The sequence below is a fragment of the Lactobacillus sp. N54.MGS-719 genome (assembly GCF_000980505.1).
Taxonomy (GTDB): domain Bacteria; phylum Bacillota; class Bacilli; order Lactobacillales; family Lactobacillaceae; genus Lactobacillus; species Lactobacillus amylovorus.
On record NZ_LARO01000047.1, the window covers coordinates 1 to 12,031 of the forward strand.

Here is a 12,031-nt window from a genome sequence, read left to right on the forward strand (position 1 = left end):
AGACTGAACCACGCTCTGCAAATCAACGCCAGCCTGGTCGATCTTGTTGATAAAGATAACGGTGGGAATGTTCATTTTCCGCAGGGCATGGAACAGAATACGGGTCTGGGCCTGCACGCCATCTTTAGCGGAGATCACCAAGATGGCCCCATCTAAAACAGCCAAAGAGCGGTACACCTCCGCCAAAAAATCCATGTGGCCGGGCGTATCCACAATGTTAACTTTACATCTGTGCCACTGGAAGGAAGTGACTGCCGCTTGAATGGTAATCCCACGCTGCCGCTCCAAAAACATGGTGTCCGTCCTCGTTGTCCCTTTTTCGACGCTCCCCGGTTCTGAAATGGCTCCGCTGGCATATAGCAGGCTCTCCGTCAAGGTCGTCTTTCCAGCGTCTACATGGGCAAGAATTCCAATATTGATTATTTTCATGTGATTGTCCTCCCTTTACTGCCCCGAAGGGCATAAAAATCCCCAGCAGTAAAATACTTTTACCACTGGGGATGATAATTTGCGGACATACACATATACAGCATACACCTGTTTGTGAGTGCTGTTTTTGGGGATATGTCAAAATTGATAAGGCAAAAGTATTCTTAAATTGGGTACAAAAAACTAAGCCCCTACAAAAGGGACTATCATAATCCTTTGTTCCCACTATTTGATTATAGTTTTATTTAAGAATACCTTGCCGCATATTTTTTACTCCTTTTCTGGAATTGAATTATTATATCACATCAGTTTTAGGAAAACAAGTATCTAAAAGAAATTTTTCTTCCCCTTATATGTAACAATCATACCGGCTTCCTAACGTTCAGAATGGTTTCTACTGTCTGCTGCGGTGTTTGGTTGGAATTGTCCAGCCAAAAGCCGATCCGTGGTGTTGTCTGCATTTTACTAAATACAAATTCAATGTATACAGAAAGAAATATATAAGGAGTGGGAGGGATTCCGCCGTAGTCGGCATTGTAGGAAAATCCAAAAGTTTAGATTTTCTCAAAATGCTTATCTTTTGGTCTTTGGTTCGGAATAGTGTAGTGCTGGCGGTCTATCTATTGTTTTCGGTTGCTTGCTTCTTTACCGTACATGAGCATTTGCTTCATTTTGGTACCAAATCGGTTCATGAAGCTTGCAAGTTGGGCTTCTTGATCACTGCTCCAACCTGATTGCGCAAATTTACTGCTTTGATCATCACTGCTGCTTTCTTCGCTACTTGATGATTGTGATAAAGATGAAGAACTAGTGCTTGAACCTTTATGCTTATTTTTGCTTACAGTTTTACTTGTGGCAACTTCAGAAGCAGAGTTCGATGATTTTCCACTTTGAACAGTGAGATATACCATGACTCCTGCTGCAACCACTAAAACGCAAGCAACTATGATTAGACAGATTTTTCTTACTTTATTCATTTTACTTGTTGGTTTCCTCTTCTGCTTGTTTATTCAATTTTTTAGAAATTTGTTTCATTTGTGCCTTGTTGTATTCCAAGCCTTGCAAAATTTGGTCAACGTCATTCTTGTAAGGTGCATACTTTTTAATCAATTCGGCCTTAGACTTATATTTCTTAGGACCATCTAACCCTAAGTTGGCACCACCTGGTTGAACCCCAATTTTATCCGTATTGTTGATGTAGTAGCTCGTGTAAGCAGAAGTACTGAAGCTTCCCGCGATACTTGCTACAATTATCGCAATCCACTTTTTCATTCAAGATCTCCCTCTTATCAAACAGTTTCGATTTTAGCACCAAAAAACGCATCAAGGAAAATCGTTCCTTAATGCGTTTTGATAATTTTGATTCTATTTTTTAACGGTGCTTAATGACGTGAACCATGTAAGCAACCAAGTAAATCACAACTTCAATCGTAGCAATGAAGAAGGTAACTGGCCAGTTAGTAATAAAGCCCAAGTAAAGTCCGGCCCATACACCGATTAAGGCAAAGCCGATTGACCAGCCGATCATTGCGGGGATCGTTTTACCGATATAACGCGCTGTCGATGATGGCAGTGTTAACAAAATGAATACTAGCAATGAACCAACGATCTGCGCACCAATTGCAACAGACATAGCCATTGCAACCAAGAAGACGATGCCAACAAAACCGGTATGAATACCGTGCGCAGCAGCGCCGATATGGTCAAAGGAATCGAAGTTCAAACTCCGTTGCAACAAAAGGATCATCAACAAAACGATGACGGACAAGATAACCAATTGGGTTACACCTTGTCGATCTACACCGATGATACTACCGAACAAGATGTTCGTAGCGTAACGGCTATTGGAACCAGAAATCGCCAGGAATAAAACGCCTAGTCCAATAAATAGTGCTGAAATCGCACTAATTGATGATTCCTTTTGATCGCTGTGCATGGACAATTCGCCAACACTGATCGCACCAAGCAAGGTGAACAAAAGCATCCCCCATAACGGCGCAATACCGATAAACACCGCAAAGGCAGCACCGGCAAAACCGATTTCTGACAAGGTGTGAGCTAAGAACGCATAACTACGCGCTACAACGTACACGCCAACCACACCACAGGTGATCGCAATAAAAGTACTTGCTAAGAAGGCATAACGCATGAATTCATATTGAAACATCATTCAAAATCCTCCTTAAAGTCTTTCATCTTTCCTTGTCTGATCGTCCCCTTGTTTAAGTACAGATAATCGCTCATGTACTTTTTAGCCAGCGGTATATCGTGCGTTACAAATAGCACAGTAATCTTGTGTTCCTGATTCAAGTGTTTGATCAGGCCCATTAATTCTTCCTTAGCAGCCGGATCCAGGCTCGCTGTCGCTTCATCCAGGATAATCATGTTAGGACGGTCGAGTAGCGCTTGCGCCAAGTAGGCACGTTGTTTTTGCCCACCTGAAGCTTCACCCATGCGCGTATTTTGAATTTTGTCCAAATGCGTCTCAGTAATTTGACGATCGATTTGCTCTTTTACTTTTTTAGTCTTAAAAAGTGGAGCGTTCAATTCGATAAAGGCACGAATTGAAAGAGGATATTCTGAGTCAATATTTCTAAATTGTGGAACATAGCCAAGCTTGACGTCTGATGAGAATTTATAGCTACCGCCTGTTGGTATAAGCATCCCCATCAAAATCTTAATCAAAGTAGTTTTTCCTGTTCCGTTTGGACCAAGCAGAGCAGTCATTGAACCATCTTCAAGCTTGAAATTCAAATCTTGAAAGACGGTCTTTGTATCAAATCTCATTGAAAGGTCATTCACATCTAAGATCAATTTAGCATCCCCTTTACTCGCTAAATTAGCTCATTTATTGCTTACTAATATTAGCTAAATTCTGATAATTTTCTTTCATCCAATCCAAGTAAGTTGTGTTGTTCGGAATTGTTTCGCGCACGCTGAGCACTGGCACATTGTTCTTTTTGGCCAATTTAACAAAAGTCTTCACAGTTGAACTGCTTGCTTGCGTGTTATTAACGAAGAAAGCGATCTTCTTATCTTCAATTTCTTTAGTCATTTTGTTGATAGTCTTAGGACTGGGATCAGTACCATTTTGCACGGCTTTTTCAAAGTCCTTGTCACCGATTTTGTAGCCGGCTTCTTGCAAGGCATAGTCAAAGACAGGCTCACTAACGTAAACTGGCTTGCCGTCCTTTTTGCCTGATTTAGCAAGCTGCTTAATTTGCGCAATCTTTGCTAGGTATTTTTTACCATTAGCCTTAAAGTAAGCCGCATGACTTGGTTGCAACTTGGACAAGCGCTTAACTAAATAGTTCACGTACTTAGTTGGCATATCTAAATTGTACCAAATATGGGGGTTGTCACCCTTCTTAAGGTGCATCAAATCTTCACCCACTAAAACTGGCTTTTTGTTAACTGAACTAGCTAATTTATTCATCCAGTCATCGTAGCCTAGGCCGTTTGCCACAATAATGTTGGCCTTGGATAATTCCTTGGCATCAGCCGTAGTTGGTTCGAAATCGTGCGGATCAGTTGCGCTGTTCTTGATCACAGCTTGCACGTTTCCGTACTTGCCTGCCACATTTTTGGCAATATCGGCATAAACGTTAGTAGACGCAACGATCGATACCTTATCACTACTTGTAGACTTTTGGCTACTTGAGCATGCAGAAAGCAGTAGCATCACTACACTCAGTAAGCCCAAAATAAAAATATGTTTTGTAATTCTAGATTTTTGCATAAAACCTCCATAACAAAAAAGCATTTAAATCAGAATTTCAGCAAGTTTTCTGATTTAAAGTAAGCATAAGCTAGATTTTATGGTGTGTCAATATATTTACAGATAGACAAATAGCACCAAGGTTCATTAACCCTGATGCTATCGCTTTTATTTAAGTCTTTAAAAAATTTGCTGAAATAATTTAAATGCTTTTTCTAGAATTACATCATTATATAAACATATTTTTATATGCTTGTCAAACTAAAACTCACCATTAGCGTGTTGTCTCAAAACATCCAGAATCTTAATGATGTGGTTGTCAAACAATTGATAGTACTTCTCTTGCTTGACGCGCTTGCTTTTTACCAATCTTGCTTCTTCTAAAATTCTTAGATGCCGTGAAATTGCCGGCTGGCTGACGTCGAATTGTTTGACTAAGTTATTCACGCTGCTTTCCTTGTGGTCATTCAAATAATAAAGAATTTGAATACGAATTGGATGATTCAGCGCTCTAGTAATTCGAATAATCTGATCGTTCAATTTCTTTTCCACCTATCGTTAGTCTTAATCTATTATAATCTTTATTTTACCGATTATCTGCCCTTTTCAACCGATAACCTTGGAAAACAAGTAATCTATCGTCAATTACCGTATACTTCTTAGTGAAAGGAAGCGATAAAGATGAAATTCAAACTACTAATCAATCCCAAAAAAATGAATTTGTCCAAGCACAAGTTCATCAAGAAAATGACTTTACCAAAGAACTTAAAGACTTCGTCTTAACCAACGGCAATTCCAATCAATTACTCGTTTACGACGATAAGGACGCAATTGCTTTATCGCTTGACGACATAGCCCTGATCACGATTATCGACGATAAAGAAAGGACGCTCTCGCACGAGGGTGTCCTTTTAGATTTGACAACAAAAAACGCTACCCACTCGGGTAGCGCAAAACATAACAGAGTATCCTGATTTAAGTAGAGATCATCAAGATGCTTTTATTATAATACGTTTTTTACACTTTTTGTTAAAAATATATAATAACTTAGATTATTTAACTATTTATTTTATATATTTTTTCTAATAATATTATTCGTTAGGATCTTCTTTAATGTTCTTCTTCCAGAAACTCATGATTAAACCGGCTACGATTGAACCAATGATAGTTGCTAAGAAGTAGAACAAGATATGGCTTGGACCACCGATGTTACCAGCAAGTGATGATACCCACAGACCACCGTGAGGAGCTGGGACACCAACGTGCCACAAACCAACTAAGGCACCACCAACGGCTGAACCGATGATACATGATGGAATTACACGACCTGGGTCAGCTGCGGCAAATGGAATAGCACCTTCAGTAATGAATGAGAATCCTAATACCCAGTTAGATACACCTGCACGACGTTCTTCTTGAGTGTACTTGTTCTTGAAGAATGTAGTACCAATAGCAGTAGCAAATGGAGGAACCATACCACCAACCATTACGGCAGCCATTAAGATAGCAGCAGTAGTTGAGTGTGGGTCGTTAGCAAATGCACCTGATGCAAAGACATATGCAGCCTTATTGAAAGGACCACCCATATCGATTGACATCATACCTGCCAAGATAGTAGTAAGAAGTACTAAGTTACCAGTACCCATGCTGTTCAAGAAGTGGGTAATTGCAAAGTTGATCCCACTGAAGATTGGGTTAATGATGTAGAACATAATTGCTGCAATGAAGAGCAATCCCAAAATTGGGTAGAACAACATTGGCTTCATACCTTCAACTGAGTGAGGTAAGTTAGCAAATAACTTCTTCAAGCCAACCATTAAGTAACCAGCGATGAAACCAGCGGCAATACCACCTAAGAATCCAGCTGGTGAAGTTGCGTGAGCTTGAACGTTAACTTGGAATTGACCGTTAGCAATAGAAGCCATGTAACCACCAACGAAACCTGGCATCAATGCTGGCAAGTCACCGATTGATTCAGCGATGTAAGCTGAAAGAACTGGAACCATGAAGGCGAAGGCTAAGTTACCTGCGTTGTTCAAGAAGATAAATGCAGGAGTCTTTGCACCACCACCGTAGTTTTCTACGATGAAGGAGATAGCCATTAAGATACCACCACCGATAACGAATGGAAGCATGTGGCTAATACCGTTCATTAAGTTCTTGTAAATACCTACCCATACGCCTGGCTTTTCAGTGCTTGATGATGATTCTTCTGACTTGTCAGATGCACTTGCGTGGTAAACATCTGCCTTGCCATCCATAATGTCATCGATCAATTCGCCTGGCTTGTTGATACCATCAACAACTGGACGGTTAACTAAAGGCTTGCCGTCAAAACGTGGCATGTCAACTTTCTTATCAGATGCAATAATTACACCCTTAGCACGCTTGATTTCGTCAGGAGTAAGCTTGTCCTTAACACCTTCAGAACCGTTAGTTTCGATTCTAACTTCGATGCCGCGCTTCTTACCTTCCTTAATCAAGGCTTCTTGAGCCATGTAAGTGTGGGCAATACCGTTAATACATGCAGTAACACCAACGATTAATGGCTTGTTGTCGTCATCGTCGTTCTTACCTTCTGCCTTAGCAGCTTCCTTAGCCTTCTTAGCTTCAGCTGCCTTCTTGTCTTCTTCATCCTTCTTAGCTTCGGCCTTTTCGAAAAGATCGATAACTTCTTCAGGAGTCTTAGTAGCCTTTAATTTTTCAACTAAGTCTGGATCAATTAACAAACCTGAAAGTTTTGCTAAAGCTTGAAGGTGAGTGTTATCAGCACCGGCTGGTGCAGTAATCATAAAGAATAAGTGAACTGGTTGACCATCAAGTGAGTTGTAGTCAATACCTTCCTTACTCTTGGCAAACAATACACGAGCCTTGTTGATTGACTTGTTACGTGCGTGCGGCATCGCAATTCCGCCACCGATACCAGTAGTTGATTCATTTTCACGGTCCCAGATGGACTTGATAAATGCATCTTCGTCATTAACGATATCGGTTGCAACTTCAAGGTCTGCCATTTCTTTAATGGCATCTTCTTTGTTGGTAGCCTTAAGCTCCATAATCATGGATTCAGGGCTTAAAATATCCTTAATTCTCATATTTCATTCCTCTCATTTAAAAATTAAGAAATTTGTTCAACCTTAATTTGTGGCAATACTGCATCGATTTGGCTCTTAACTGCGATGTCCTTAGTAAAGGCAGTAGCAGCACCACAAGCCATACCAATTCTGAAGCCTTCCTTAGGATCGCCAGTCTTGTAGTAAGTACCAACGAAACCAGCAATCATTGAGTCGCCGGCACCAACTGAGTTAACAGCAGTACCAACAGCACCCTTGGCGTGGTATACGTGGTCTTGAGTCAAGAGAAAGCCACCTTCGCCGGCCATTGAAACCATTACGTTTTGAGCACCCTTGTCAAGCAACTTTTGTGCGTATTCAAGCATTACATCGCTTGAATCAAAAGTTACGCCGAACAAGTCAGCTAATTCGTGGTGGTTTGGTTTAATTACTAATGGCTTGTATTCCAAGGTATCAAGAAGAGCTTGACCAGTAGTATCAACTACGAATTCAGCGCCAGCTTCCTTAATAGTTGGAAGAAGTGATTGGTAGAAATCAGTTGGAAGACTTGGAGTAAGTGAACCACTCATTACTACGATGTCACCCTTCTTCAAGTCGTTCAAACGATCCTTGAAAGCAGTGATTTCTTGGTCAGTAATGTTTGGACCAGCTGCGTTAATTTCAGTTTCCTTTTCTGCGTGGATCTTAACATTCACACGAGTGTTGTCTGAAATAGTAACGAAGTCACTTTCGATTCTCTTTTGGTTCAATTGACGAACCAATTCCTTACCGGTGAAGCCACCAACGAAGCCCCATGCAGTGTTGTCAACGTTCAATTGGTTAAGGATTTGAGAAACGTTAATTCCTTTACCCCCTGCTAAAAATGAATCATTGTTAGTTCTGTTAACTTCCCCGCGGTTGACTTTTTCTAATTGAAGAACATAGTCAAGAGCCGGGTTAACAGTTACTGTGTAAATCATCCTATTTTGCCTCCTCTAGGTTTATATCGGCAGGTAATGCCTTTTTTTGACTTGGTTTAAGCTTATTTGTTACCACAACAACGTCTTTAGTATTAGCGAATACGGCAAAGTTCCGTTCACCAATCTTAGTGTTATCGGCTAAAACATAAGCATGTCTAGCTTGCTTAATCTCGGCTGTCTTGACTGCGGCTTCTTCGGGATCTGGCGTGGTTAAATTGCCATTGGCTTCGATTCCGTTAGCTCCGACAAAACTAGCTGAGAAATTCATCGCCTTAATTTGACTCAAAGCAGTTTGACCAATCACGGCATGCGTGTCGTCTTTGACCTCGCCACCGATTAGGAAAGTCTTGATTCCATGATTTAAACTGCATAACGCCGTTTCAACTCCGTTGGTGATGATCTTTACGTTAGGAATATCAGCTAGAAATGGAACCATCTCATAGGTTGTTGTTCCTGCATCGATAAAGACGTTATCACCTTGGTGAACGAAGTGTTCTGCTGCGTATTTAGCAATAGAAATCTTCACTTCATGATTCAAACTAAAGCGGACGTTCTGGGAAACATCGCGCGAGAAATTCTTTACTGATTGGACACCGCCATGAACTCGCTTGAGGATGCCATTCTTCTCCATTTGAATCAGATCACGACGGATAGTTGATTCAGATGTATCAGTTAAATCGCATAACTCGCTAACGCGGCACAATTCGTGCTGATTAACGTAATCTTCAATTAAGCTTTGGCGTTCTTGTGTCAGCATTATTTCTCACCTCGATAAATATTGTATTCGCTTTCTCTTCCAAAATCAATCATTTTTCTTCAAAAAGCGTCATTTTTATTTATTATCGTTCAATAAAATTCATTTATATGCAAAAAAGATGTCGCTTTTTGCTTGAAACGACATCTTTTCTTCGTCATTTTGAATTATTCTTAGTCATTTTACTCTATTTGACTAAGAATCCGCAAAGATGACTAAGAAAGAGAACCAAAGATCTATTAACCTTGCAAAAGCAAAACACGCCGAATCATTATTGATTCAGCGCGTTTTACTATTAAATATATTTTGTCTAGCCTCTCAAGCTACGCTTAAAGTTTTGCCATGGGCCGACATCATCTGTTTGCAAAATCAAGTTTGGATAGATTTTTCTAATCCAGATAAATGACGCTACTGTAGCGGCTAAAGCAATTAAAGCAGAGATAGCTGCCTCTAAATTAGTTGCGTTCCCCATAATTACTCTAGTTGGCATTACAAATGATGATAGAAACGGGATGTACGATAATACTTTAGCAAAAATCGTATCCCCACCTGATTGCATATTGACTGTGAACAAGAACCCGATCAACATCAATGTAGATAGTGGTCCCACCGCTTTGTTGGCATTCTCGCTTTTAGCAACCAAAGCGCCACAGAAAGCTGCAAAGATAATAAACAATACCAAGCCGATTATCGTAAACATCAATCCCCAAGAAGCCAGATTGCCAATTGCTTGATCAATCATCGGCTTATACTGTCTAAATAAATCGCTAAAGCCATCGATGTATGGGGCCGCACAATAAACTGCCACAAAACCAACAACATAAATTAACACTTGGGTAATAATTTCACCAAAAATACCTAAAATCTTCCCAGTGAAATAATCGCCACCTGGCATACTCGAAAAAATTACTTCCATTATCTTGGTACCCTTCTCCGTAGCGATATCTTGTGCTGTTACTTGCGTATAAGTGATCACAAGCATGTACAAGATAATCAGCAAAACCCAGAAGGAAATTTGCTTAACAGGATCATTGTCAAAGCTCTTCTTCTCAACATGCTTAACTTGTTGCTTAAATTGCGCCCGCGTAGCTAAAGACTGAGTCTGTTTTGTCGTTAGCTTGGCCTTACTTAAATTCAATTGTTGCTGGGCGGTGTTTAGGCTCGTTAGCAGCTCTGATTTTAGATCACTGTCCATTTTTTCATCACTATAGTAAGTTGCAGCTAATTGATTATTCTTTTGTTCAATTAAAACATAGCCATCGATATCTTCATCTTTATACGCCTTTTTAGCCTTAGCTTCAGTGCTATAGTTGTCAAAATCTTCTGACTTTTTAATTGCTTGCTTTAAGGCAGAATTAGAAGTAACTACCCCGACATAGTTGTCATCACTACCGCCAGCTGATACCATTCCGATAACAAATGAAAAGAAGACGAGCAGAAACGGTGCTAAAATCATCAGCAAATATGACCAGGTTTTCACTTCTCTACGATAGGTTTCTTTTGCGACAAGCCAGATCTTATTCATGACGCGCACCTGCTTTCATTTTGAAAATCTCGTCTAAAGTTGGAGGTTCCTGGTCAAAAGTCTGGATATATTGACCGGCCGAAAGTTGGTTAAAAATATCCTTACCATATTTTTCGTCTGCAAGAATAAGCAGCTTCATTCCATTGTTTTGCAAAATTATATCTTTTACACCTAGTAAGGCTGATAATTCAGTAGCATTTTTGTCTGTCCTGACAAAAATTCGAGTTAGGCCAAAGCTGTTCTTAATTTCATTTACTGGGCCATTCAAGACGATATGCCCATCATTGATCATTACGACGTCATCGCACAGTTCTTCCACGTTACGCATATCATGATCAGAAAAAATGATTGTAGCGCCTTTTCTTTTTTCTTCCAAAATCAGCTGCTTCATTAGATCAACATTAACAGGATCTAGTCCACTGAATGGTTCATCTAAAATAATCAATTTAGGTTGATGAATTAAAGTCGCAATCATCTGTACTTTTTGTTGGTTACCTTTAGACAAAGACTTAATCTTATCCATGGGGATCCCTTTAACAGCCAAACGTGATAACCAATCAGGCAATTCTTCTTTTACCTTTTTAGCTGGCATCCCTTTAAGACTAGCTAAAAACACTACCTGATCTGAAATAGTTAACTTAGGCATCAAACTTCGCTCTTCAGGCAGATAGCCAATATTGTCATAATCTTTAGCGTTGAAAGAATGTCCATCAATACTAATCTGACCGTCATAATCAACGAATTTCAAAATACTATGAAAGATCGTCGACTTACCCGACCCATTTTTACCAACCAGTCCAAGAATACGCCCATCTGACACATTGAAGCTAACATCAAACAAAACCTGTGTTGACCCGAAGCTTTTATTTAGGTGTTCTATTTTTAACATAATTTTTCCTCAACTTTTTTGATATTGATTGAATATCTAAGAATAATTATCGCCAAAGAATGCAAGCACATCCAAAATATTCAGCAGTGCTTGCCGCCAATATACTTGCCAAAAATGAGGATATACCTTAGTAGATTTTCTGGTAAATTTTATCAGTTGATAACCATCTGATGTTTTGTTCCGCATTACCTGGGGAATAGTAACTAACCAACATAGTGCAATTACTATAACAATTATCATAATTATAGAAATAACAGTATTTTTCATGGCATTCATTTCTTTTTAACTTCTGCTATGGGAATTATGTGGTACATATACTAATAATTGTCGCTATCATTTTCTGCTTTAAGCTTAAAATATCTGATAATTGTATAGCCTACCCAGATCAACAAGATAACAATAACGGTACATAATTTTCAAGTTGTACCATTACCAGTAATACTAAAAATTGCGACAATTAGTGCAATAACAGAAAAAATCGCAGCTCCAGTAAATTTTTTTAGCTTTTTCCAACATTATCTATCCCCTCGGCTTTTTATCTAATGGTTATTAGACCTAGAAGTACACCGTCAAAGAACTGCCATAAAGTATCGGTTGAAAAAATTGTTTTTACAATATCAACTGACCCCCAATTGGTTACTAAAGTAATCACTACACCAGCAGCAGCAACCACTACTCCTGTA

At 39.5% G+C, this 12,031-nt stretch carries 14 protein-coding genes; 1 reads left to right on the forward strand and 13 read right to left on the reverse strand.

Annotation, left to right across the window (positions count from 1 at the left end; translation table 11 throughout):
• From WS44_RS07680 to WS44_RS07710, 7 genes are all read right to left on the reverse strand, one after another.
• Window positions 1-429 (reverse strand): GTP-binding protein (locus tag WS44_RS07680; RefSeq protein ID WP_046433911.1); only part of this gene is annotated, 429 nt, incomplete at its 3' end.
• Between the two features lie 620 nt (window positions 430-1,049).
• Window positions 1,050-1,340, reverse strand: a complete 291-nt coding sequence (locus WS44_RS07685; protein ID WP_162467432.1) for a hypothetical protein — start codon at window positions 1,338-1,340, stop codon at window positions 1,050-1,052.
• 67 nt (window positions 1,341-1,407) lie between these two features.
• Window positions 1,408-1,701, reverse strand: a complete 294-nt coding sequence (locus tag WS44_RS07690) for a hypothetical protein (protein ID WP_013642475.1) — start codon at window positions 1,699-1,701, stop codon at window positions 1,408-1,410.
• Window positions 1,702-1,801: 100 nt separating this feature from the next.
• Entirely contained in the window at window positions 1,802-2,596 is a 795-nt protein-coding gene (locus WS44_RS07695) for a metal ABC transporter permease (protein ID WP_013642476.1), read from the reverse strand.
• Window positions 2,596-3,243 (reverse strand): ATP-binding cassette domain-containing protein, encoded by a 648-nt coding sequence (locus WS44_RS07700; RefSeq protein ID WP_013642477.1) that lies wholly within the window; start codon window positions 3,241-3,243, stop codon window positions 2,596-2,598. The genes WS44_RS07695 and WS44_RS07700 overlap by 1 nt, the downstream gene beginning before the upstream one ends.
• A gap of 34 nt (window positions 3,244-3,277) precedes the next feature.
• Complete coding sequence (locus tag WS44_RS07705) at window positions 3,278-4,168, reverse strand: zinc ABC transporter substrate-binding protein (RefSeq protein ID WP_013438653.1); 891 nt, start codon at window positions 4,166-4,168, stop codon at window positions 3,278-3,280.
• Window positions 4,169-4,408: 240 nt separating this feature from the next.
• Window positions 4,409-4,687 carry a metalloregulator ArsR/SmtB family transcription factor gene (locus WS44_RS07710; RefSeq protein WP_013438654.1) on the reverse strand — a complete coding sequence of 93 codons (279 nt, stop codon included), beginning with the start codon at window positions 4,685-4,687 and terminating at the stop codon, window positions 4,409-4,411.
• Between the two features lie 122 nt (window positions 4,688-4,809).
• Between WS44_RS07710 and WS44_RS10090 the strand changes: the two genes are divergently transcribed.
• Complete coding sequence (locus tag WS44_RS10090) at window positions 4,810-5,121, forward strand: hypothetical protein (protein ID WP_013642478.1); 312 nt, start codon at window positions 4,810-4,812, stop codon at window positions 5,119-5,121.
• A gap of 117 nt (window positions 5,122-5,238) precedes the next feature.
• On the opposite strand, the gene WS44_RS07720 is transcribed toward WS44_RS10090, so the two are convergent.
• From WS44_RS07720 to WS44_RS07745, 6 genes are all read right to left on the reverse strand, one after another.
• A complete protein-coding gene (locus WS44_RS07720; RefSeq protein ID WP_046433912.1) occupies window positions 5,239-7,242 on the reverse strand; it encodes a fructose-specific PTS transporter subunit EIIC in 2,004 nt (667 codons plus the stop codon).
• Window positions 7,243-7,265: 23 nt separating this feature from the next.
• Window positions 7,266-8,180 (reverse strand): 1-phosphofructokinase, encoded by a 915-nt coding sequence (pfkB, locus tag WS44_RS07725; protein ID WP_046433913.1) that lies wholly within the window; start codon window positions 8,178-8,180, stop codon window positions 7,266-7,268.
• 1 nt (window position 8,181) lies between these two features.
• Window positions 8,182-8,937, reverse strand: coding sequence for a DeoR/GlpR family DNA-binding transcription regulator (locus tag WS44_RS07730; RefSeq protein WP_046433915.1), 756 nt, complete (start codon window positions 8,935-8,937; stop codon window positions 8,182-8,184).
• Between the two features lie 307 nt (window positions 8,938-9,244).
• Window positions 9,245-10,459, reverse strand: coding sequence for an ABC transporter permease (locus tag WS44_RS07735; RefSeq protein ID WP_046433917.1), 1,215 nt, complete (start codon window positions 10,457-10,459; stop codon window positions 9,245-9,247).
• Window positions 10,452-11,348, reverse strand: a complete 897-nt coding sequence (locus WS44_RS07740) for an ABC transporter ATP-binding protein (RefSeq protein ID WP_013642482.1) — start codon at window positions 11,346-11,348, stop codon at window positions 10,452-10,454. Before WS44_RS07740 ends, WS44_RS07735 begins: the two co-directional genes overlap by 8 nt.
• Before the next feature lie 36 nt (window positions 11,349-11,384).
• Window positions 11,385-11,615, reverse strand: a complete 231-nt coding sequence (locus WS44_RS07745; RefSeq protein ID WP_236945312.1) for a hypothetical protein — start codon at window positions 11,613-11,615, stop codon at window positions 11,385-11,387.
• Between the last annotated feature and the right edge of the window lie 416 nt (window positions 11,616-12,031).

Bases quoted from the DNA above. Each gene is read 5' to 3' on its own strand.
- pfkB (WP_046433913.1), bottom strand. From the start codon at position 8,180: ATGATTTACACAGTAACTGTTAACCCGGCTCTTGACTATGTTCTTCAA.
- WS44_RS07745 (WP_236945312.1), bottom strand. From the start codon at position 11,615: ATGAAAAATACTGTTATTTCTATAATTATGATAATTGTTATAGTAATT.
- WS44_RS07685 (WP_162467432.1), bottom strand. From the start codon at position 1,340: ATGGTATATCTCACTGTTCAAAGTGGAAAATCATCGAACTCTGCTTCT.
- WS44_RS07730 (WP_046433915.1), bottom strand. From the start codon at position 8,937: ATGCTGACACAAGAACGCCAAAGCTTAATTGAAGATTACGTTAATCAG.
- WS44_RS07735 (WP_046433917.1), bottom strand. From the start codon at position 10,459: ATGAATAAGATCTGGCTTGTCGCAAAAGAAACCTATCGTAGAGAAGTG.
- WS44_RS07720 (WP_046433912.1), bottom strand. From the start codon at position 7,242: ATGAGAATTAAGGATATTTTAAGCCCTGAATCCATGATTATGGAGCTT.
- WS44_RS07740 (WP_013642482.1), bottom strand. From the start codon at position 11,348: ATGTTAAAAATAGAACACCTAAATAAAAGCTTCGGGTCAACACAGGTT.
- WS44_RS07695 (WP_013642476.1), bottom strand. From the start codon at position 2,596: ATGTTTCAATATGAATTCATGCGTTATGCCTTCTTAGCAAGTACTTTT.
- WS44_RS07690 (WP_013642475.1), bottom strand. From the start codon at position 1,701: ATGAAAAAGTGGATTGCGATAATTGTAGCAAGTATCGCGGGAAGCTTC.
- WS44_RS07705 (WP_013438653.1), bottom strand. From the start codon at position 4,168: ATGCAAAAATCTAGAATTACAAAACATATTTTTATTTTGGGCTTACTG.